17 protein-coding genes and 2 pseudogenes are annotated in these 21,842 nt (G+C 55.7%); 12 read left to right on the plus strand and 7 right to left on the minus strand.

Annotated elements, in window-relative coordinates; translation table 11 throughout:
- Positions 1-33 precede the first annotated feature (33 nt).
- Positions 34-807, plus strand: coding sequence for a glycosyltransferase family 2 protein (locus tag Q5Q88_RS08410; protein ID WP_368076136.1), 774 nt, complete (start codon positions 34-36; stop codon positions 805-807).
- Positions 800-3,283, plus strand: coding sequence for a YfhO family protein (locus Q5Q88_RS08415; protein ID WP_302742935.1), 2,484 nt, complete (start codon positions 800-802; stop codon positions 3,281-3,283). Before Q5Q88_RS08410 ends, Q5Q88_RS08415 begins: the two co-directional genes overlap by 8 nt.
- Here the strand turns inward: Q5Q88_RS08415 and Q5Q88_RS08420 are convergent.
- The 4 genes from Q5Q88_RS08420 to Q5Q88_RS08435 are packed head-to-tail and all read right to left on the minus strand — an operon-like array spanning position 3,280 to position 8,040.
- Positions 3,280-4,398, minus strand: a complete 1,119-nt coding sequence (locus Q5Q88_RS08420; protein WP_302742961.1) for a glycosyltransferase — start codon at positions 4,396-4,398, stop codon at positions 3,280-3,282. The two genes, Q5Q88_RS08415 and Q5Q88_RS08420, sit on opposite strands and share 4 nt — an antisense overlap.
- 51 nt (positions 4,399-4,449) lie before the next feature.
- A complete protein-coding gene (locus Q5Q88_RS08425) occupies positions 4,450-5,484 on the minus strand; it encodes a glycosyltransferase (RefSeq protein ID WP_302742937.1) in 1,035 nt (344 codons plus the stop codon).
- A 19-nt stretch (positions 5,485-5,503) separates the two neighbouring features.
- Positions 5,504-6,586, minus strand: a complete 1,083-nt coding sequence (locus tag Q5Q88_RS08430) for a glycosyltransferase (protein ID WP_302742939.1) — start codon at positions 6,584-6,586, stop codon at positions 5,504-5,506.
- Positions 6,587-6,627: 41 nt separating this feature from the next.
- Positions 6,628-8,040 (minus strand): polysaccharide pyruvyl transferase family protein, encoded by a 1,413-nt coding sequence (locus Q5Q88_RS08435; RefSeq protein ID WP_302742941.1) that lies wholly within the window; start codon positions 8,038-8,040, stop codon positions 6,628-6,630.
- Between the two features lie 152 nt (positions 8,041-8,192).
- On the opposite strand from Q5Q88_RS08435, the gene Q5Q88_RS08440 reads away from it, so the two are divergent.
- The 6 genes and pseudogenes from Q5Q88_RS08440 to Q5Q88_RS08465 all read left to right on the plus strand — a co-directional run bounded on the left by Q5Q88_RS08440 (position 8,193) and on the right by Q5Q88_RS08465 (position 13,583).
- Positions 8,193-9,017 (plus strand): ABC transporter permease, encoded by an 825-nt coding sequence (locus Q5Q88_RS08440; RefSeq protein ID WP_281656856.1) that lies wholly within the window; start codon positions 8,193-8,195, stop codon positions 9,015-9,017.
- A gap of 8 nt (positions 9,018-9,025) precedes the next feature.
- Positions 9,026-9,781: pseudogene (locus Q5Q88_RS08445) on the plus strand (ABC transporter ATP-binding protein); the annotation flags it as partial.
- 12 nt (positions 9,782-9,793) lie between these two features.
- Positions 9,794-10,381, plus strand: coding sequence for an S-layer homology domain-containing protein (locus Q5Q88_RS08450; RefSeq protein WP_302742963.1), 588 nt, complete (start codon positions 9,794-9,796; stop codon positions 10,379-10,381).
- 61 nt (positions 10,382-10,442) lie between these two features.
- Positions 10,443-11,399 carry a glycosyltransferase family 2 protein gene (locus Q5Q88_RS08455; protein ID WP_302742943.1) on the plus strand — a complete coding sequence of 319 codons (957 nt, stop codon included), beginning with the start codon at positions 10,443-10,445 and terminating at the stop codon, positions 11,397-11,399.
- Positions 11,400-11,431: 32 nt separating this feature from the next.
- Positions 11,432-13,171, plus strand: coding sequence for a DUF6020 family protein (locus Q5Q88_RS08460; RefSeq protein ID WP_302742945.1), 1,740 nt, complete (start codon positions 11,432-11,434; stop codon positions 13,169-13,171).
- A gap of 10 nt (positions 13,172-13,181) precedes the next feature.
- A complete protein-coding gene (locus Q5Q88_RS08465) occupies positions 13,182-13,583 on the plus strand; it encodes a GtrA family protein (protein WP_302742947.1) in 402 nt (133 codons plus the stop codon).
- A gap of 146 nt (positions 13,584-13,729) precedes the next feature.
- Here the strand turns inward: Q5Q88_RS08465 and Q5Q88_RS08470 are convergent, their stop codons facing one another.
- Complete coding sequence (locus Q5Q88_RS08470; RefSeq protein ID WP_302742949.1) at positions 13,730-14,794, minus strand: acyltransferase; 1,065 nt, start codon at positions 14,792-14,794, stop codon at positions 13,730-13,732.
- A 282-nt stretch (positions 14,795-15,076) separates the two neighbouring features.
- Here Q5Q88_RS08470 and Q5Q88_RS08475 point away from each other — a divergent pair, with 282 nt between their 5' ends.
- From Q5Q88_RS08475 to Q5Q88_RS08485, 3 genes and pseudogenes are all read left to right on the plus strand, one after another.
- Positions 15,077-16,126 carry an IS256 family transposase gene (locus Q5Q88_RS08475; RefSeq protein ID WP_302742951.1) on the plus strand — a complete coding sequence of 350 codons (1,050 nt, stop codon included), beginning with the start codon at positions 15,077-15,079 and terminating at the stop codon, positions 16,124-16,126.
- A gap of 228 nt (positions 16,127-16,354) precedes the next feature.
- Positions 16,355-17,614 (plus strand): IS110 family transposase, encoded by a 1,260-nt coding sequence (locus Q5Q88_RS08480; protein ID WP_302742953.1) that lies wholly within the window; start codon positions 16,355-16,357, stop codon positions 17,612-17,614.
- 27 nt (positions 17,615-17,641) lie between these two features.
- Positions 17,642-17,911 (plus strand): annotated as a pseudogene (locus tag Q5Q88_RS08485) (transposase); the annotation flags it as partial.
- Positions 17,912-18,171: 260 nt separating this feature from the next.
- Here the strand turns inward: Q5Q88_RS08485 and Q5Q88_RS08490 are convergent.
- The gene (locus tag Q5Q88_RS08490; protein WP_302742955.1) at positions 18,172-19,590 is read right to left on the minus strand and encodes a DUF6020 family protein; all 1,419 of its coding nucleotides are present in this window, start codon (positions 19,588-19,590) and stop codon (positions 18,172-18,174) included.
- A 656-nt stretch (positions 19,591-20,246) separates the two neighbouring features.
- On the opposite strand from Q5Q88_RS08490, the gene Q5Q88_RS08495 reads away from it, so the two are divergent.
- Positions 20,247-21,194: a glycosyltransferase family 2 protein gene (locus Q5Q88_RS08495; protein ID WP_302742957.1), complete on the plus strand. Its 948-nt coding sequence runs from the start codon at positions 20,247-20,249 to the stop codon at positions 21,192-21,194.
- 84 nt (positions 21,195-21,278) lie between these two features.
- On the opposite strand, the gene Q5Q88_RS08500 is transcribed toward Q5Q88_RS08495, so the two are convergent.
- Entirely contained in the window at positions 21,279-21,740 is a 462-nt protein-coding gene (locus Q5Q88_RS08500) for an S-layer homology domain-containing protein (protein WP_302742959.1), read from the minus strand.
- Positions 21,741-21,842 lie beyond the last annotated feature (102 nt).

Genomic DNA, 21,842 nt, shown 5'->3' on the forward strand with positions numbered 1-21,842 from the left:
TAAATAGAAAATAGGGAAGATGCTCTAAATCAACTGTGTGTTGTGACAGAGCCTTGTATTAAATGGGTGTCATTTTCGCGTAACTTCGGTAAAGAGGCTGCACTCTACGCAGGACTGGAACACGCGACAGGAAATCTAGTAGCGACGATGGACGCCGACATGCAAGACCCCCCATCGCTGTTACCGGAAATGTATCGGATCTTGCAGGATGAGGATTGCGACAACGTCGCCACGCGCCGCACAACGCGCGAGGGCGAACCGCCGATTCGCTCCTGGTTCGCGCGTATGTTCTACCGCATCATCAACAAGATCTCCAAAGCCGACATCGTGGACGGAGCCCGTGATTTTCGCCTCATGAAGCGTCCGATGGTCGACGCCATCCTGTCCATGCGGGAATACAACCGCTTCTCCAAGGGCATCTACGGTTGGGTCGGCTTCAAGACCGTCTGGCTCCCCTACGTCAACGTCAACCGCGTCGCCGGCGAGACCAAGTGGAGCTTCTTCTCGCTCCTGTTGTACTCCATCGATGGAATCGTTGCATTCTCCACCGTGCCGCTATCCATCGCCTCGGTCATGGGCACGCTTTTTTGCATCGTGGCGTTCTTCGCCTTGATTTTCATTGTCGTTCGGGCCCTGCTCTTTGGTGACCCCGTCGATGGATGGCCGTCGCTTGCCTCAATCATCATCTTTATTGGAGGGGTGCAGCTGCTGTGCTTGGGAATTATGGGTCAGTACCTTGCTAAGACGTACCTTGAGACTAAGAACCGCCCGCTCTACATCGTGAGGGAGTCCAACCTTGATGAATAATGGTTCACATTACCCAGCCTCCGGCAATCGGCTGAAAACGGCTCTCTTTTGGGCAGCCTGCCTTGCTTTGCCCGTTATGGTCCTGGTTGTCCTCTCCATATGGGGCGGAGTATATCCCTTCGGACCGGAATCGTTCCTCACCGAGGACCTCAAATACCAGTACATCGACTTCTTCACCTGGTTTCGCCATGTGCTCACCGGCGAGGCGAATGTGTTCTACTCCTTCGCGCAGGGCATGGGATCCAACACCTGGGGACTGTACAGCTACTACCTTGCGAGCCCATTCAACCTGATAATCCTGCTGTTCGACGAAGCCCACCTCACCTTGGCGATTTACGTCATCGTCGCCCTCAAGCTTGCGTGCATGAACACCGCGATGGCCTGGTATCTCCGTCGCCGCTTCACCCTGCAGCGCACCTGGGCGCTCGCGCTCGCCCTGTGCTACACCTGGTCCACCTGGAGCGCCACCAACCTCCGCAACCCCCTGTGGCTCGACGCGTTGATCCTGCTGCCGCTCATGGCATGGAGCTGCCGGCAGCTGCTTCGCACGGGACGCTTTATCGGGCTTTCGCTCCTCGTGGCAGCCGATGTCATCACCTGCTGGTACATGGCCTACATCACGCTGCTCTTTTGCTGCCTGTTCGTGCTGTTCGAGCTCGCCGTCATGATATATGACGATGAGGTGCGCCCCGCGCGCTCGTGGATCGCGGGGCGGGCGTCGAGGTTCACCGCGTCGATTCTTTTGGGGCTCGGCCTCTCCGCGTGGACGTTCGTCCCCACCGTACTTGCCATGATGGGCGGCGGCGCAAAAACCGCCGTCGGCATGTTCCAGACGTATCCGACGGCCCTCATCAGGGGATTTTTTCCCTTTGCATGGAATATCGACCACGCACCCCAGTTTTATACGGGCCTGATCCCCCTTGTGTTGGCGATCGCCATGCTCTTTGAGAAGCGCATCGACAAGAGGCTTCGCGCGCTGACGTTCGTGTTCGCCGGGTTCCTCGTCGTGAGCTCGGTGCTCGGGCCGCTCATGTACGTCTGGTGCGGCTTCCGCCAGCCCAACGGGTTCTACTGCCGCATCGCTTTCCTGTTGAGCTTTTTGGAGATTTGGGCAGCGGCGTTCCTTCTCATGAGACGGGCCGCTTGCCGCGCCGAAGGTTCGAACACCCGCACCGTCTCGTGGACCGAGGCGGGCGGGCGGTCAGCATGCGCCGCCCCCATCGCGCGCAAGCTCGCACCGCTTGGCGCGCTCGTGCTCGTCCTCGCGGACCCCGGCTTCAACGCCCACGTGTGCTGGAACCAGCTCTACATCAACTACCCGCAAGACACGCATGACACGTATGTCAACGAGGTCGACACGCAGGTACGCGAGCTCAAGCAACTCGACGCGGACGCCTTCTACCGGGTCGATAAGACATATAACCGGGCCGGCGCCGCGTTCAACGAGGGCATATCGCACGGATTCAACCAGCTGTCGACGTACTCCTCGGCGAACAACCCCCAGGCCGTCGCGTTTCTCAACTCGCTGGGCTACAGCTCCGAAGGGGAGTTCTCGAGCGTCTACGCCGCCCCCAACCTCGTCATGGACAGCCTGCTGGGCGTGCGGTATATAGGAACGTGGAGCAAACCGGTCGAATCGACTGAGACGACGCTGCCCCATTCGAATGTCACCTCGCCCCTGTATTACAATCCCCACGCGCTCTCGCTGGGCTATCCGTGCGCGAATGGTACAGACAGCGAGGCGACGCTCCAGGGCGACAACCCCTTTGAGCGTCAAAACGCCTTGTTCGTGGAGCTGACGGGAATTGAGAGACCGCTGTACACGCAGCTCCAGGGTGTCGAGCAGGCAAGATCGGATGCGAGCATCACCTGGGCCGTCGAGCTGCCCGCTCACACCATCGGGTACACTTACGCACAAACCGGCGTTGAGTCCGACTGGTCCCAAAGCGTCGGCCTGATCGTTGGCGACGAGATGATCAGCAGCGAGGCGACGCGCTTCTCGCACAACGTTCGCGCCTTTGGGGAGTCCGGCGACGAGAGCACCCAGCATGAAATCAGCATGGTGCAGGGCTCTCCTGAGACCCAGATTCCCCCCAAGAGCCAATGCCTGTTCTATGCGCTGAACATCGACGTGTTTGAGGAGGGCATCGAGCGGCTGCAATCGCGACAGTTTACCCCTGACGTGTTTGAAGACGGGCATGTCGAGGGCGTATACAACGCGGAAAAGCAGACCGATCTTGTGCTGTCCATCCCGTATGACAAAGGCTGGAGCGCAATAATCGACGGCAAGGAGGTCGCGCTCTCCCCTGCCTTCGGCGGCGGAATGTCGCAAATCCAGGTTCCCGAGGGCTCTCACCGTATTGAGATGCGCTTTCAGTCGCCCGGCTTTGCGGTCGGGTGCGCGGCGAGCATCGCCGCACTGGCGGCATGTCTTGTCGTGGCAAGGGTGCAGAAGCGAGGCGGGCAGACCCGTTAACGCCTGCCCGTCAGCTTAAACCGCGCGCGCTTGGCGACGCCACATGCGCCAAGCGTGCGCAGCGACAGCCAGAATTCACGGGCGGCGTATGCGGTGTGCGCCAATGACGACGTGACGCGAGCGTCAAGCCCAAGCGTCTCGCAGAACAAGCGCTTGTGCTTTGGAGAGATCTTAACGCTCGATAGCACTATGTCTTTATCCATGGTGGAGAACATGGATCGCATGCCTTCCAGCACGTCCGGGTTGTCAGCGCCGTCGTCGTACATAGCGCCGTCTAGATATCTGAATCCCCGGATATAGTGGGACTCGATAATCGCACTGTCGCGCACGCCGATTCGCTGCATGCAGCCGAGCATGTCGAGCCAACGATCAAACGGGAGGCGAATCGCCGCATTGGTTGCATGGTTGCGGGTTGAGCCGGGCAGGTCGGCTCGATAGCAGTAGTAGGCCTTATTTAAATAGACGATCGACTGGGCCTGACATAACGTGTCGATGAGAAACGGGTTGTCCGCCCAGCCAGCCCCGGGGTATTCAGGAAAGCGAATATGATGCTCGCGGAGGAAATCAATCCTATATATGGCTGACCATATCGCAGGATGATGCTCTATTAGCACTGGATGCTCCGACAAGGTGAAGGGACCAAAAGACGCCCCCATGCGCACCGTCAACGGACACCTTGTGCGCGTTTGCTCAGAGTCCGATCGATCCCAATCATTGATGTTCCACCAGGGGGTCTTAATGACATCGATCGCCTCGTCGTATGTGCTGGCAAAAGAAAGCATGTCGGCATACATGCCCGGTTCAATCCAGTCGTCGGGCTCCACGATGGCGAGCCACTCCCCGTGAGCCTCGTCCATGCCACGGTTGCACCCGGCACCGTATCCAGCGTTTTCCTTGTCGATGATACGAATGCGATCATCCAGGGCGGCGTGCTTTGCAACAATTGCAAGCGAGTCGTCGGTGCTTCCGTCATTGATGCAGATGATCTCAAGCTTGCTATATGCCTGTTCCCTAATGCTGCTTAAGCACTGATCGAGATACTTCTCCGCGTTGTAAATCGGCACAATGACCGAGACGAGCATCTGAGAACCCAAAGGGCATACTTTATCGACCATATCGCTCACAACTCGCCCACCCTTAACCCAATAAACGCCAATTGTCAGTTGCTACTCAAACGCACGCACTGCCTTTTGGACAAAATACATACCGGAACTTGCAATTCTATAGCTCAAGCTTGGATAAGCCGCGCGCATAAAAAACGAATAGTCATCGGAATCATAAAAGTAAGATTGATCGTAATCGGTGATATCAAATTGCTTAAAAATATTCCGCCTACAGTCTCCACCGAACGCCCAGCGATACCGACGTGACAAAACTGTGTATTTCCAGTGGCACATGTGAAGCGCGTAGTTAATGAAATCACGCTTGCACGCATCCCACAAATCATAATGAACGAGCTCAAGGCGGAAAGACTCTAAAGCATTGACCATAAAACGATAATCATCGTTCGTGCCATCACTCAGGCTGCCCTCGCGTGAACGCCTATAGTAGTAAAGGGTCTCATCCAGATAGTAAAGCGTTCGCGCAGCACTCAACGCCACATAAGTAAAGGGCATATCTTCATGCGCGCCAAGCTGAGGAAACCTTAAATGCATCTCTTTCAGATAGGAAGATCTATATAGTTTATTAACGGTAAAACCGACGATCCGTTTATAGAAGTTTGGAATATCCTTCAACTGAAATACAGTTCGAGATGGAACGAACTCTTTGACCACAGCGTTCGTGGGAGACGTCTCCCCCGTGGCATCGTCGAAATTATCCATATCGAAGATGACGGCATCGGCATAATGCTCAACCGCAATGCCAACAAGGCGCTCAATCGCCGTTGGCATGACGTAGTCGTCGGAGTCAACGAAGCAGAGGAACTCACCCGTCGCTCGGTCCAAACCGACGTTACGAGTCGCAGCGGCTCCGGAGTTCTCCTTATCGACCACGACCACGCGAGCGTCCTGGCTGGAACGATCATTGAGGATCTGCAAACTCGAGTCTTTGGATCCGTCGTTGATACAGATGACCTCAAGATTGTGGTACGTCTGGCTCAAAAGTGAATCAAGAAGCGTGGGAAGATAGCGCTCGGAATTGTAAACCGGAACGATAATAGAGACCAAAGGCTCGCGATCGGCTGTGCACTCTACACTCATAACTCGTCTTTCAATCGGGCTACTGAATCAGATGCTTGATAAAGGAGGCGTACATGCGCGGGCGCGAGAGCTCCCCGTTCGCGCAACGGGTGCGCTGGTGCTCCTTGAAATCCTGCGGCGGGTACTGCACGCTCAGCATGCGGCCGGCAAAGGCGGCGGGGTTCTTGATGAGCTCCTCTAGCTCACCCCACTCAACGTCCTGGAAGGCAGAGCGCTTGAGGTTGCCGGCGCTTTGCGCATCGCCGAACTCACGGGACATCCGATCCATGAACTCGGGCTTGAGCGATGCGTCGAGGCGGTTGTAATTCCACACGTACGTCTCGTACTTCTTGGAGGGAATCACGTAGCGGAACGCGCGGGCGCGCTCAGGGTTGCGAGCGAGATGCTCCTCGAACGAAGCGTACTCATCGCAGACGCAGTACATCTTGGCGCCGGACTTGACCGACGAACCGGCGTTGTCGACGCGGTAGTTGAGGAACGCCTTGCGTGTGATGACCATGCGCTTGGCGGACGTAAAGACCTTGAGGGCAAAGCCGGTGTCCTGGAACGACGCGCCGGGGGTCTCCAGGAACTTGATGTCGCTCTCCTTGAGGAAGGAGGCCTTGTAGATGGCCGTCCAGATTGCGGGGCTGCCACGCAGGATATCGGGGTGGTTCACCGTATCGAAGGAGGACTCGTACGGGGCATCGCAAAGGTTGAGCACGTCGACCAAATCGAACTGCGTGCCGTTTTGAGACATGTTCCAATAGTTCGAGCGAACAACGTCGGCTTCGTTCTTAACAGCAAGCTTATACAGCGTCTCGAACATCTCGGGGCGCGCGCAGTCATCCGACTCGACGATTCCGATGTAAGCGCCCTTGGCCTCGGCAAAACCGAGGTTCATAGTGTGACCGTAGCCACTGTTCTCCTTGGTGAGCACCTTGATGCGCTCATCGCGAGCGGCGTACGCCTGCGCGATCTCGAGGGAGTTGTCAGTAGAGCCGTCGTTGACGACAATGATCTCGATATCCTTCAGCGTCTGAGCGCAAATGGAATCGAGGCACTCGGGAAGAAACGCGGCAACGTTGTAAACGGGGACAACAATGGAAACCTTAGGTGTCATATCGGCCAATCTCCTCAGTCAGATAATCCGGTTCATTATACCTAAGGACGCAGTCCTGCAACTGAATCGCAAATCCGCTCAAGGAACGCGGAAGTTGCTTCAAAGAGTCCCTGAGGCACCTCGGGCACGCACCCGCCCTCAAGGAGAGAGGCAAAGCCGGCGTCAAACGAGCCGTCGTCCAAACACGTACTCGCCATAAGCAGGTAATCGGACATGCCGAACAAATCGGCGATGTGCCGCATCTTGTTGCGATAATGCGGGTGCCCGTCAACGCACATGAACAGCGTGGGGATGCCCGAGGCGGCAGCAACGAGGCAGGCATGATAGCGATACGCCACCACCGCGTTGCAGCTCAGCAAAGCGCTATCCTCAAGCACGTCGGTGTAGGGGGCGATCTCAACATCCTCGGAGATACCGAGCTCGTCGCAGAGCCCCTTGAGAAGGTTCGTGTCGAACTTCCAGAAATTGTAGAACGGGATGAGCTTGATGCGGCACGAGGAGCCAAACCGCTCGCGAGCTGCGTCGATCATGCGAGGAAGGACGCGATGATTATGCTCCGCGGTGACATCGCCCATCATCAGGACGATACCGACCGTGCGTACCTCCGAGAACCCCGTGGATGCGGGGCCTCCAACGCTGCGATTGCCGAAAACGATATCCTCGCAGAGCTCGACCTTGGACACGTCGACCCCGGCCTCACGAAGCGCCTTGAGCGAGTAGTCGTCGCGCAAGGAGGCGTGACGACAGCGTTCGATCACACCGCCAAGCCTTTGGGCGAACTCGGTGCCCGGAGCAAGAGACTCGTTCGCGCTCAAGCCTACGGCGTACACGTCTTTGCCTCGCTTCTGCATCTCCTCGCTTAACCAGATCAGCAGGTTGCCGGTGTTGATGTTCTTAGGGTCATGCGTGAACTGATGCTCATCGATGATCGCACCGCCGCCCCAAACCAGTGCGTCAAAATACTCCGCGAGCTGGCGCAGCTCCCACGTGGAGCGCGGGTAATGAATTTGATCGGCATGTGCGGGAAGCCGGCTAAAGTCGTAATCGGAATCGTCCCAAAGCAGGACGGAAACGCGGACGCCCCTGTTCTCTAAGTGCTGGAGCATAGTGCGCATCATAAGCTCGTCGCCGCAATTACTCGCACCGTACCAACCAGCAAGGAGAATGCGGCGGCCCGTGTACTCGCGATTGAGCGAAAGGTACTCGAGGTTGCAGTAGCTGGGCTGGCTGCGGTCATGCTCGAATGCGGAAACGCGGTCCTGAATGTCCCTCGCCGTTTTCAAGGCGGCACTGGCAACGTCAGAAACGCAGGCGATCTTGGCCATGGCCTCGCCATGCATCTCATGGGCCTCACGCTGAACGAATGAGATCTGGTCGTGAACGTCGAAGACCTTTTGCTCAAAGTTGCGGGTCGTGGTGGGGAGCACGGACCGAACGCTTGATTTAACACCCATGCAAATACAACCTCACATTCGGGTTCAGGGGAGTCTTCAGAGCAATGGGATCGGCGGCGTCGCCGCGCAGATTCTATGACTCAATACGCTTGATGTTAGTATAAGTGACTGCGAAACGACAGGCTATGACTGAGTATTAAGGTGGTTGACCCGTGGCTTCTACCAACGCGAACGCCGTTGCCTCCCATGCGGAAAACGGTTTGAAAAAGGACTTGTACATCCTTAAGCAGCTCGTAGGAAAGGATTTTAAGCTCAAGTATCGCCGCAGCGTCCTGGGCGTGCTGTGGAGCGTGCTGAACCCCCTGCTCATGATGATCGTCATGTCCGCGGTCTTCAGCTCCTTCTTTGTGGGGCTGCGCGGCGCGAACATCGTCAACTACCCGCTGTACCTCATCTTGGGCAACATCACCTTCGGCCTCATGAACGACGCGACCAGCTCTTCGCTCACGTCGATCATCGGCTCCGCGTCCCTTCTTAAAAAGGTGAAGATCCATCGCTTCGTCTTCCCCGTTCAGAAGGTCCTGTTCGGCCTCGTCAACTTTGCGTTCTCCCTGATCGCCGTCGCCGTCGTCATGCTCTGGTTCCGCATCGCCCCCACGTGGCACCTCCTGTGGCTTCCCGTTGTCCTTATCCTCCTCATGCTGTTCTGCATGGGCGTGGGTCTCGCGCTGTCCGCACTCGCCGTGTTCTTCCGTGACGTCATCCACCTGTGGAGCGTCGTGATCACCGCATGGACGTACGCGACCCCGTTGTTCTGGGATATCTCGATGATCCAGGGCATGTCTCCTTTGGTGCAGGGCATCATCTACGCCAATCCCATGTACGCGTACGTCACATTTATGCGCGACATCTTCCTCTATCAAGCAAACCCCAGCCCCGCCATCCTCTTTAGCTGTGTGTTCTGGGCCGCCCTCGCCATGATTGTTGGCTACCTCGTCTTCCATAAGTCCGAGCACAAATTCATCTTGTTCATTTAGGAGATCCCATGCCTTCCGACATCACCACCGTCGAGGATTACGCTATTGAGGTCAATGACGTCACCATGGTGTTCAACATGGCCTCCGAACAGCTCAACAGCCTTAAAGAATATTTCATCAAGATCGCCAAGCACGAGCTCTTCTTCGAGGAGTTCAAGGCGCTCAAGAACATCTCGTTCAAGATCAAGCGCGGCGAGACGGTCGGCCTTGTGGGCACGAACGGCTCCGGCAAATCAACCATGCTGAAGGTCATCGCCGGCGTGCTCGAGCCGACTTCCGGCAACTGCGTCGTTCGTGGCAACATCGCCCCACTCATCGAGCTTGGTGCCGGTTTTGACTACGAGCTCACCGCACGCGAGAACATCTACCTCAACGGTGCTCTTTTGGGCTACACCAAGGAGTTCCTCGACAGCAAGATGGAAGAGATCATCGAATTCGCCGAGCTCGAAGACTTCATGGACATGCCGCTCAAGAACTACTCCTCAGGCATGACCGCACGTATCGCCTTCGCCATCGCAACCATCACCGAGCCTGATGTGCTCATCGTCGACGAGACCCTGTCTGTTGGCGACGTCTTCTTCCAGAAGAAGTGCGAGAAGCGCATCAAGCACTTCGTTGATTCCGGAGACGTTACGGTGCTGCTCGTGAGCCACTCCATGGACCAGGTGGAGCGCATCTGCGAGCGCGCCATTTGGATAGAGAAGGGCGACATGCGCATGGACGGTCCCGTCGAGGACGTATGCCAGGCGTATCGTGAGCAGTTCGCATTCACCGACATCACCGAGGACACGCCGCACGCAAAGGAGATCTGGTGGCTCGCCCGCCAGAAGATCTCCAAGGGCTACCCCGACGACACGTTCCGTCCCGACGTCAAGGTCGCTCGCTGCGACGTTGCAGCCATGCTGTACCGCTACTCCGACGCCGTCGACTACTCCCCTTCCGAGGACGATCGCAAGCGCTTTGCCGATGTGACCGACAAGACCCCGCACCAGGAGTCGATCCTATGGCTTGGCAACTCCGGCATTGCCGATGTTGTTGCCCAGGCGGAGTTCCAGCCCGACGCGCAGGTCAAGCGCTACGAGCTGGCCAAGATGCTCTACATGCTCGACAAGGAGCCCGACTTTGAGCCCACGCCGGAGCTCGCCTCCCTCTACCCCGATGTGATCGAAAACACGCCAGGGGCGAAGGAGATCTGGTGGCTCGCATCCTCGGGCGTCTCCTACGCCAACTCTGATGGCACCTACGCTCCCGAAGAGTTCATCACCAGGCGCGATGTAGCCATCATGTTCTACAGCGTGCACAAAATCAGGGTCAAGCGCCTTCAGGAAGAGAAGCAGCGCAGGGAAGCGAAGCGCAAGTTCTAGCAGAGAAAGCACAGCCAAGTAGATGCAAGAAACCCGTTTTATTAATAACGCGGAGCTTTACATGAACAACACGCACCATGCCCGAATAGCTGTTTTGATTCCATGCTACAACGAGGAAGTCACCATAGGGAAGGTTGTCTCTGATTTTCGCCGCGCGCTTCCAGACGCTTCTGTCTATGTCTATGACAACAACTCGAGCGACAAAACGGCGGAAATAGCTCGAGATGCCGGAGCAATCGTTCGTCATGAACCACGTCAGGGCAAGGGAAATGTGTGTAGGCAAATGTTTCGAGACATCGATGCCGATTGCTACCTTATGGTAGATGGCGATGACACCTATCCCGCAGAGCAAGCAACCGAGATCTGCGCCCCCATCCTGCAACATAAAGCTGACATGGTTGTGGGAGACCGTCTCTCCAATGGGACCTACGCCAAGGAGAACAAGCGCGCCTTTCACGGTTTTGGTAACAACCTCGTTCGCTTCATGATTAAACTGATTTACGGCTACACTTTCCACGATGTCATGACGGGCTATCGTGCGTTTTCGAAGCCGTTCGTTAAGACCTTCCCAGTGCTCTCAACGGGATTTCAGATAGAGACGGAGCTCTCGATTCACGCAGTTGACCGCCGCTGGCGCATTGCCGATGTTCCCATCATCTATCGAGACCGTCCCGAGGGCAGCAAGTCAAAGCTTAACACCATTGGAGATGGCATTAAGGTCATTCTTATGATCGGCACCCTGTTCAAGAACTATCGACCACTGGCATGCTTTGGCTTATTTTCCGCGATTTTCCTAGTGTTCGGGCTTGGCTGCGGTGTCCCTGTGGTCATTGAGTATGCCAGGACTGGACTTGTCCCCCGTCTTCCCACGGCTTTGCTCGCAGTCGGCTTCATATTCCTCTCGGGCCTTTCGCTCGCTACTGGCCTCATTCTCGATACTGTCGAAAAAAATGAGCGGAAACAATGGGAACTTGCTGTATACAACATTATGGAAAGAGACTCCTCGAATAAGAATTAAATCTCATCCTTTAGTCAATACCGGAGCGGTCAGTGCATTTCCAAGTGAATGACATCAAACAAACGGTTGGAGCCCATGCAAAATATCTAATAGCGTTAACTGCGCTTGCAATACTCTGTGTGGCATCCGAGGCGATTGGTACTGCATATTCAGTCCCATTGCTTGCAGGAAGGTTCATCGCTTGCCTTTCCTTGCTCATCATCTGCTTCGCGTCAATCGAGCGGTTCATCGACTCACGCCCCACGCACGAGAATGTCCATCTTCAGACCGGCTCATTAAAGAATATTGTCCTGTATGCAAGCATTATCCTTCTATGCTGGCTACCCATTCTAGTGTGCTTGTACCCTGGCATCACCTTTTCAGATACATCGGGGCAGTTGTGTCAGTACTTCGGCAACCCACCCGAGTACGGAGCTTACTGCATTAAACCCGGTAGCGCATTTAGCGACCATCATCCCATCATCGATACGTTCATAATGGGCATGCTTGTCCAAGTGGGCATGAGTCTGGGATCGGCTAACTTGGGTTTTATGTTCCTAGTTATGGTGCAAAGCACACTGCTCGCTCTCACCGTGAGCCGTATGGTCTGTTTTATTGCCGTTCGCTTTAGATGGAGCACAAAGGCCGTCTTTGTCACAATAGCCTTCTTCGCACTGCTTCCCATGTTCCCCTATATGGCTGCTTCACCGGTAAAAGACACGATTTTCATCATCGTATTCATAAACTTCATTGTCGAATTTGCACTTGTCATGACAAGTGCAAAGCCGCGCCCCCTTCAGATACTAATTCTTATAATTCTCACTTTCTTTATGATTCTCACCAAGCGAACAGGCTTGTACGTTTCCGCACTTTGCCTTCTAGGCATACTTCTTCTCAACCGACACGCTTGGAAAACAGCCCTTATCTCGCTCTTGCCAGCGATAATTGCCGCAGGCGTCATCTTCCCAGCCGTGGCGTTTCCTTTGCTTAATGTCTCACCAGGCTCTAAAAATGAGATGCTCGGCTTTTTCTACCAACAGACAGCGCGATTTGTTCGAGATTACCCTGATGATGTGACGCCCAAAGAACGTAAGGCAATTGATGCCATCCTCAACTATGATACCCTCGCAAAGCGCTACGATCCTGCCATCGTAGACCCTGTCAATCATGGAAAAGGCGTAGACGTAGACCCCTCAAAAGAAAAGATTGCTGACTACGCAAAGGTCTTTATTGACCAATTGATTCGACATCCCGATAACAACTTGAAAGCCGTCCTTGCTCAAGAATCCGGTTGGTTCGACTTAAGCCAGCGTTACCAAACGGCAATCAACTTCGATATGGCAATTCAGCCTTCAAACGGCACGCCGAACATAACCAGGCCGTCTTGGATTCGTGAGCTCGCAGGCCGCACTGTTAAGACTCTCAACTCTGCAATGACCTCGCCGATAATCGGTCTACTCTGTACGCCTCCTGTCTATACAACTCTAATTCCTCTGTTCGGCATTATACTGGGTATTCGTACAAAGCGCCTCACAAGGGAGCGCCTGCTTTGCCTTCTACCCATTTTTACGTCACTTCCGCTTCTCTGGATTTCACCAGTATCAGATGTTTTCGTCAATCTCGAAGCTTTCCGCTATACGCTACCATTCCTGTACACGGCGCCTTTCACTATCGCGTTTACTTTGTCGCGGAAAACTGTAAACACAACTGCAGCAGGGGGACAATCGTGCACGAAGAGGCTTGTCCAGACCGTCAATCCAGAACATCAACGCAATTCGCCCTCTCTCCACTAAGGACCCAGTGATGCAACACCTTATACAGCAAATCATGAAATTTGGAATTGTGGGCATGCTCGCTTTCACGATCGACTACAGCCTCATGATAGCCCTCACGGAGCTCGCTGGCCTCAACCCCGTTGTCTCAGCAACCATATCGTTCATTGTGTCCGTCGCATTCAACTACGCCGCAAGCATGCATTATGTCTTCTCGCATAAAAAGGGCATTTCCAAGCAGCGCGAAGCGATTACGTTCGTGCTCCTCTCCGCAATCGGACTGCTGATTAACGATGGTCTCATATGGATAGGCACGGAGATTGTATCTATCGACTACCGCATTGTAAAAATTTTCTCAACGGCAGTTGTTATGGTCTGGAATTTCGTCTCCCGTAAGCTGCTCCTCGATGGTGGAGATAGTCGGTCGCTTTAATTCCGGCCACTGCACGCCAGGTCGTAGGCAACGACATCGGCTTCATGCGTGTAGTTTTACAGTCCGATGAATTCACTGCATTAGCTAAAAATCCTGTCAGATATCAGTTGTGAGATCTGAGGGACGAGGTAATTTAGCTGAAAACCCTAGCGCCAGCCACCAACGATTCCCCGAACAACGGGGATCTTGTTGAGAAGCAAAGAGATCGCCGAGCAAACCGCGAAGATGATGAAAGGCAATACAAGGCGGACGAAATAGGAGGACATGTCCAAGGAGAAGAGCAAGACAAACAGCGACAACACACTGTTGTGCAGCAGGTAAATGCCGAACGTCAAGCCAGACAAAGAGGCAACCGCCTTCTTGACATTCGCGTTCTTGAAGAGCGATAGGCGTTCCCAATCGACGTTCTTAAAGAACACGAACAGCGCAGCAGAGGGCAGAATGGCGGTCAAGAAGTTGTAATCGAACAGCGTAGTGTTAACCGCGCCCATCTGCTGGGAAGCAATCCACGTATAGCCATATCGAACCGCCAACCCTGCAATGCCCGCGACGTACAGAATCTTTCGGCGCTTTGCGGTGACCACGGTGCCATCGTCTTTTGCAAGCAGATAACCAAGGATCACGTACATCACGTATCCGCCGGCAACGGGAATGGCAATCGAGTCGTTCCACGGAATCCCGAGCATGCGAGTAAGCGGAACAATGGTCCCGTACAGCACCGAATACACGATGACCAAATACCACATGGCATCCTTGTGGCCACGCAAATACGAGAGGACGGGAATGGACATGGTCACGCCGAACATCGCAAAGAAGAACCAATAGGTGCCGTCAATCTGACTGCCCATAAAGGCTTGGGCGAAGCTGGAAAGGGACGGGCTCCAACCTTCGGGGGCGGCGCCAAGCATGCCATTAATCTTTGCGACGAAAATGATCATGCTCCATGCCAAGAACGGGAAGAAGATGCCCTTGAGGCGCGAGGTCAAAAACTGCCTTGTGCTTTTACGATCTCGGTAATCGAGGGTTTTTGCACCCGTGCACATAAAGAAGATCGGGACTGCCCAATAAAACCCAACCTCAACAGCCAGAGCCTGCGACCAATGGGGAGTCTGTGGACCCCAATGCACGATGCCGTTGCAGTGCAGGAAGATGACGGCCAGACAGGCAACAACAGACAGCAGGTCGAAATACAGATAGCGCTTCTTTGACATAAGGTCCCCGTGTTTCGCACTTGATAAAAGTCCGCACAAGTATAGAGCAATACACGAGTCCCATACGGGCGCCAATGCGCACGCCCTCGCGCTGCACGGCCCGTCACGACACAAAGATGTTGCGCAACAAAGTTGCGCATGACGACCCTACAATAAGAATTGAGATCGCGTGCCAAATGTTGGTGTAAGGGGCCGCTCCCCTGACCGTAGAAAGCAGGAAGCGGCTATCGCCTAGAATCTTAATTGCTGAAGTTAGGATTCGCGGAAAGGCAATAACCGCACATGGACAAGATACACGAGATCGCGGGCGACGGCGCCCTGATGCCGAGATTCGACGACGGCATGGTGAACATGGCCGAGCTCATAAGGGTGATGGCCGAGTCGCCCGTCGACGAGATCATGGACGCCCGGGCCGACGAGGCGTGCGAGGGCGGCAACCGGCGCGACGGCCACCGCGAGCGCAAGCTCGCCACAGGCGTCGGCACCATCAACCTCAGGATCCCGAAGCCGCGCGCCGGCAGCTACTTCCCCGAGGACCTCATCGAGCGGTACTCGCGCGTGGACCGCGCGGTCATCGCCGCGGTGTCCGAGATGGCGGCCAACGGCGTGTCCACCAGGAAGGCGAAGCGCGCGGCGCGGACCATGGGCATAGACCGCATGAGCGCCAGCCGGGTGTCGAGGATATGCTCGTCGCTGGACGAGTCGGTCGCCGACCTGCAGGAACGCGACCTGTCAGACGTCACCCGCCCCTACATCTGGCTCGACGCGACCTACGCCAAGCGCGGGGACGCGGGCCGCGTGCGGTCGACCGCGCCGGTGACCGCCATCGGCGCCGGCTCGGGCGGGTACAGGCGCCTTCCGGGGCTCGACGCCATCGACACCGTGTCCCACGGCGGCTGGAGGTCGTTCCCGCGGTCGCTGCGCGCACGCGGGGTCGACGGCGCGATCTGCGTCGCCAGCGACGCCCACGAGGGCCTCAAGCGCGCGATCCGGGAGGTCTTCCCGGGCGCCGCGTGGCAGCGCCGCATCGCGCATCTGATGCGCAACGCCGCCGGCAACGCGCCGACCAGGCAGAGAAAGGGCGCCGTGCTGGGCATCCTGAAGGCCGCGTTCGCCGAGCGCGACCCCGAGCTCGCGAGGGAGCCCTGCCAACTCGCCACCGCCCAGATAGAGGGCTTCTGCCCCAAGGCGGCCGAGGTGCTGGAAGAGGCCGGGGCCGACGCCCCGGCCTACCTGGATTTCCCCTACGAGCACCACGTCGGGCTGCGCACCAACAACGTCACCGATAATTCGAACCTGCCCGGGGTTACACGCCTGTCATTCCGGACATAGCATGCGCTTAGGCATCCGGTGACCCCACAACGATCTGACGTTCAGGCTGTCTTTCTCCTGACCTGTCCCGGCTGCCTGCGCGCACGAGGCGGAGCCTGCGTGACCTGATAGAAGCATGGGGCAGAAACGCGCTCACATCCTGCGTCCCGTCGGTGCACTGTCCGCGGCCCCGCCATCGCGCGAAGATGATACACCGAGAGGTCGCGTTCGGCGAGGAAGGCGGTTTGCATGAAGGTGGAGTATGGGAACGTTGCGGAAGACGCCGTGTGGGCAGGGGTCGACACGCACGCCGCAACCAACTGGCTCAGCGTGGTTGACGCGAGAGGGTCGGAGCTCTTCTCGGGGGAGTTCGCCACCGACCCCGAGGGTTACAGGAAGCTGTGCGACGAGATCCGCAGGCTGGGCAGCCCCGTGGCCGCAGGCGTGGAGTGCACGGGCACCTATGGCGCAGGGCTCGTGAGGGCGATGGCCGCATACGGCATTGCCTGCTACGAGGTCATAACCCCGGGAAGGCCGAGGCGCGGGCCCGGATGCGACAAGGACGACGCGGCCGACGCGCTGAGGGCGGCAAAGCAGGCTCTTTCCGGCGAGAACCTCGCCGTGCCCAAATCCCAGGACGGATGGGTTGAGGAGGTGAGGAACATGACCGTCGCAAGGGAGGAGCTCGTCAAGCAGTGCACATCCCTGGCAAACCTTGCCCTGGCAACGGTCAGGAAAGGGCCCGATGAGATCAGGGCGCGCCTCGAGAGGCTCGGGACCGCAAAGATGATGGGCGTGCTCGCAGGATGGGACGAGGCCGAGGCCGATCCCATCTGCGACGCCGTGATGTTCTCCCTCGCCGCACTGGGGAGGGTCTGGGCCGAGGCGAGGAGGTCGGCAAGGCTGCTTGAGGAGCGCATCGAGAGGACACTGAAGGCGGGCAACCCGGCGCTTGCGTCCATGTACGGCTGCGGCCCGATTTCTGCCGCCATGCTCGCGATAGCCGCAGGGGATAACCCGGAAAGGATGGGCTCCGAAGCGTCGTTCGCAGCTCTGTGCGGCGTTTCGCCGATAAGGGCCTCGAGCGGCAAGGTGGAGCGTCACAGGCTGAATCGCGGTGGCAACAGGAACGCCAACAAGGCCCTTCATATCATCGCGATGCACAGGATGAGGACGGACCCGAGGACGGCCGAATACGTCGAGAGGCGCAGGGCCGAAGGGCTTTCCGATCGAGAGATACGAAGATGCGTCAAACGCTACATAGCGCGTGAGGCGTACCGCCTTATCATGCATCCCTACGATGTACCCATCGAGGGGAAGGGGCCTGAAATGCGGGCTGAAAGAATCGCATCTGGGGTTTCTCAAAAAGACGCGGCAATCGCTCTCGGCGTCACGGCTTCGACACTCTGCGACCTGGAGCTCGGCCACCATCAGTTCCGGGAGCTGGCGCTGCGCTACAGGCAATGGATAGACGACGGCTTCCCATTGGAAGCCGGAATCGCCTCTTGACACCAATAGAAGCGTCAGGAGCGCGCCAACCGCGAGCTCAAGCGCCGCAGCCGCGTCGTGCAGGTCCTCCCCGGCAGGAAGTCGCTCATCAGGATGATGGGCGCCGTGTTCTCGGAGATGGACGAGGACTGGGCGGGCCGCCGCCGGTTCAGCGACGACTCGATCGGCAGGGCCGTCGAGGGCGCCAAGGTCAACGAGCCCGCGCACGCCTACGAGGGCACAGCGGCCGAGCACGCGGCCAGGATCATCGCGCTCGTGGTGGCCGACAACCCGATTCCCGGCAGGAAGGCGGCGTAGCATGCGCTAGAATGACGGCATTCTAGGCGATTCCCGGTTCCTCGGACAGCCTGCGGCCGCCCTCGAGAACCGAGCCCTACACCAACTTTCGGGACACTACCGTGCGCACACAAGGTATAGTCAGCGATGCGCCCCAGGTTTGGACAATTTTTAACGTGGAGTACAGAGCCCGCCCTTCGAAAACGGACCCAGAGAGACATATGGGAATTAACGCAGTTTAAATACCAACAAGCAAACAGTCCTTATGCACGAAGCGATTTTCAATACATCTGTCTTGCCTCAGCTATCACATCACAGAACATTACAAGCAAAAGCGGGATGCTCACGAATAGCGGACTCGCATAGCGATACAACGAGCCCGGCCCCAACAACAGCGTAAGGCAATACCCGAGCAGGATAACAACCGGCATCACGCGGCCCATCGGAACACGGAATGCAATAGACACGAAAACAAACGCTATAGCAATCCAGAACCATGTTGACGCTTTATAGAGCAGATTTACAACGGGTGTTTTCGCCTCAACATGAGACATTAGAAAGCTGTCAAGCGCTTTACTGAGCTCAGGCACTGGGATTTCGAACGGGATGGAAAGAAATGGCTCTATCTCAGCACGAACAGCATCGTATGGACACATAAGAGGCCACGTAACTGCAGCGGACTCATCAAAATATGTGGTCGATTGACTCCAATAACCTGCCGAAAGCAATGCCCAAGCATTGAAGAAATCACCTGGATAACGCAATGCGAGAGAGAGGTACACGCGCATAAAACGTATCGGATCATCCTTCACCAAGTCCGTTTTGAATCTCTGTTTGGTTTGATCGGCTAAAATATCATGATCGTACTTAGCCCAATCAGGTATAAGCAATTCAATGTAGGCACGATCATCTTCAGTAAGATCAGAAGCGTGATCGACCATTACGCTTGACAGCTGAACCGCTGGAACACTCATCATCTCCTTAGAAGGGCCGGGCTCGATTCCGAGCAGACGGTAAAATGGACCCGTAATGAAAAGCGCGATTGCAATCGCAGGAACAAGCGCGGCAAAGACGAGTCGTGCATTAAATCGATGCGCCATATGAGCGATGAGCGCAATCACTGCAAAAATTAGATACGCGTGAAGAGCATTGTTGCGCATTAATATGGCAAAGAGGAAGAGTACGCTTCCCTGAACCATCCAGAGCCAGTAGAGACGGGGCGGATGATCTTCTCGCACCGTGCGATACACCCAAAGAGACGACAACGCAAGAATGCCGGAAAAGACTACATCCTTCGTAGTCATCGTTACATAGACGGAAAAGCCCGAGAAAAGGGCGGCAAAAGCAAGAGACACGACGTAGAGAACTACATGTTTGGTCTCATAGGCGTAAGCAACTACTCGTGCCACACACCACGAAAAAATAAGCATCTGAGATACAGTATACAAAGCCAAACCGACGCTATAGGAGTGGAAAAGCGATTTGCCGAGCGCAACCGACCCGCCAAGCCACAGCGAATGAAGAGGCGGATGCCATCCATTGATTTCAGCCCAATATTCGGGAACGCCAGCAGATTCAGGGAGTATCCAGGCCGTTTGCCACATTGCATCAAAAGAAAAAACACCAGGCCAGCGTGCTATAACGACTGGCAACCATGCAAGACAAAGAACAAGCCAGGTTGCGAGAACAGGATGCTGCATGTCCTTATGAGAGCGTGACTGCAGCAAATGAAAACGGTGAAAACTTATAAGCCGCAACAAAAATTAGCTCATAACGGAAACAACAGCAGCAAGCAACCCGATGGCCAACCAAGTACGAGCTGCCCCCGTTTGGCACGCACCGTAACGAGTCAGATTCCAACCCAAGATAAGCGAAGCAGCGTACAACAATGCAAACACTACTGACACTACCCATAATCGAAGGCTCTGTCGACACCCATATGCCGATAGATTATCATGAAATTCCCGCTGAGAAAACGATGCCGATTTGGTAGGTTTCATTTTTCTCCCCATCCCCTAATTACTAAGATGCCCCGTCATATACATCCAACCGGATGCCGACCTAAGCGATGACCACCTTCGCAATCTCGAACAAAAATAGAACATGCAACGCGCAAGCCCAATGCGCGATATCGCTCCAGTGCAAATTACAACAACCGGGCAAGAAACGGTCAATGGCACATAGAGGTAGAGCTATCGAGGCATGCGACTCATTCACGCTACCCCCTTTCGGCGCCGAGCTTAGAAAACTAAACAGATTCAAGGAGACTAGTACTCTGTTTACCGATGTTATATACTAATCAAGTGGCTTACACGGAAATTGACTTATACGGAAAATGATCAGAAGAAATGCTTTTATGAGTAAAAACAATGCTGCTCGTATAGCCGTCTTGATACCCTGTTATAATGAAGAAGTAACCATCGAAAAGGTCGTCACTGATTTTCGGCGCGAGCTCCCGTGCGCCGAAATCTACGTTTACGACAACAACTCCAAAGATCGCACTGCTTCGATTGCAAAAGACGCCGGAGCGATAGTTCGCCATGAGCCCCGCCAAGGCAAAGGCAATGTCGTAAGGCAGATGTTCCGTGATATTGAGGCAGATTGCTATTTAATGGTCGATGGCGATGACACATATCCGGCAGAAGCCGCCTCGGCCCTCTGTGACCCAATTCTTCGCGGCGAAGCCGATATGACCGTTGGCGATAGGCTCTCAAATGGAACTTACGCCGAGGAGAACAAGAGAGCGTTTCACGGATTTGGCAACGATTTGGTCCGAACCATGATTCGCTGGATCTATGGATATGGCTTTGAAGACGTTATGACTGGGTATCGGGCTTTCAGCAGAACGTTTGTCAAGACCTTCCCCGTCCAATCTGAGGGATTCCAGATCGAGACAGAGCTCTCAATCCATGCGGTCGATCGTAGATGGCGTATCCTCGATGTGCCGATTGTCTATAGAGATCGCCCCGAGGGCAGCACCTCAAAGCTCAACACCATCAGTGACGGCATCAAGGTCATGCTGACCATCAGCTCACTTTTCAAAAACTATCGCCCCTTTAAATTTTTCAACCTCGTCTCGCTTGTTCTTTGCATCATCGGCCTCATTATCGGCCTTCCCGTCATTTCGGAATTCATCCAGACGGGGCTGGTTCCCCGCCTGCCTAGCGCACTTCTCGCAACCGGCTTTATTTTCCTGGGGGCGCTCTCCTTTGCCACGGGTCTCATTCTCGACACCATCGCAAAAAACGACCGCAAGCAATGGGAAATCTCCGTATACGAGGCATACACGCATGGTAAGCACTAAGCAACATCCAATGTAAGACAAAATGGGACTCCGACTAAACGGAGCCCCATTTCCATATAAGCGATTCAAGCAGAATCTGCCAAGCTATGCCATCTCCCCGCTCAAGCGCTCCAAGAAGGCAGCCATATCGCAACGTGTGACCTGGAACAACGGCCTAAAGAAATCTCCTAGATACCCCTGAGTGATCTCGGCATGCCTCAACCACAGAATGTCCTCTGCATGATACGCGCTCGGATTTACGTCATTAAGGAGGTCCCAGTCCGCCTCTGAAGGCTGCCAAGTGGCAGCATCTGATGCGGGACACATCGCTGCGAGCCTCCTCAGGAAAGCGGCCATATCGCAACGAGCAACGTTGGCGTATGGAGCAAAAGTGCCGTCTAAGAAGCCCTCAGAAATTCCTGCATGGGCAAGCCACAGGACGTCCTCGGCGTGCGGCGTGGTGCGCGTCACGTCGCTAAAGCGCTTCCAGTCGTTCGCCGACGGCTTCCACGTTGCAGCGTCGCTCACGTTCATACCACGCGCCAAGCGACGAAGGAACGCAGCCATGTCGCAACGAGCCACCTGTGTTGATGTTCACTAAGAACTGGTCCGAAGGGGCTGCGGCGGAAAAGTTGGACCGTTCCCTACGCTGCAAGTCCCAGGCTCCGA

The sequence above is a fragment of the uncultured Collinsella sp. genome (genome assembly GCF_959026545.1).
In the GTDB taxonomy this organism is placed as follows: Bacteria; Actinomycetota; Coriobacteriia; order Coriobacteriales; family Coriobacteriaceae; genus Collinsella.

Bases quoted from the DNA above. Each gene is read 5' to 3' on its own strand.
- Q5Q88_RS08415 (WP_302742935.1), top strand. From the start codon at position 800: ATGAATAATGGTTCACATTACCCAGCCTCCGGCAATCGGCTGAAAACG.
- Q5Q88_RS08420 (WP_302742961.1), bottom strand. From the start codon at position 4,398: ATGGTCGATAAAGTATGCCCTTTGGGTTCTCAGATGCTCGTCTCGGTC.
- Q5Q88_RS08425 (WP_302742937.1), bottom strand. From the start codon at position 5,484: ATGAGTGTAGAGTGCACAGCCGATCGCGAGCCTTTGGTCTCTATTATC.
- Q5Q88_RS08430 (WP_302742939.1), bottom strand. From the start codon at position 6,586: ATGACACCTAAGGTTTCCATTGTTGTCCCCGTTTACAACGTTGCCGCG.
- Q5Q88_RS08435 (WP_302742941.1), bottom strand. From the start codon at position 8,040: ATGGGTGTTAAATCAAGCGTTCGGTCCGTGCTCCCCACCACGACCCGC.
- Q5Q88_RS08455 (WP_302742943.1), top strand. From the start codon at position 10,443: ATGAACAACACGCACCATGCCCGAATAGCTGTTTTGATTCCATGCTAC.
- Q5Q88_RS08465 (WP_302742947.1), top strand. From the start codon at position 13,182: ATGCAACACCTTATACAGCAAATCATGAAATTTGGAATTGTGGGCATG.
- Q5Q88_RS08470 (WP_302742949.1), bottom strand. From the start codon at position 14,794: ATGTCAAAGAAGCGCTATCTGTATTTCGACCTGCTGTCTGTTGTTGCC.
- Q5Q88_RS08475 (WP_302742951.1), top strand. From the start codon at position 15,077: ATGGACAAGATACACGAGATCGCGGGCGACGGCGCCCTGATGCCGAGA.
- Q5Q88_RS08480 (WP_302742953.1), top strand. From the start codon at position 16,355: ATGAAGGTGGAGTATGGGAACGTTGCGGAAGACGCCGTGTGGGCAGGG.
- Q5Q88_RS08490 (WP_302742955.1), bottom strand. From the start codon at position 19,590: ATGCAGCATCCTGTTCTCGCAACCTGGCTTGTTCTTTGTCTTGCATGG.
- Q5Q88_RS08495 (WP_302742957.1), top strand. From the start codon at position 20,247: ATGAGTAAAAACAATGCTGCTCGTATAGCCGTCTTGATACCCTGTTAT.
- Q5Q88_RS08500 (WP_302742959.1), bottom strand. From the start codon at position 21,740: ATGGCTGCGTTCCTTCGTCGCTTGGCGCGTGGTATGAACGTGAGCGAC.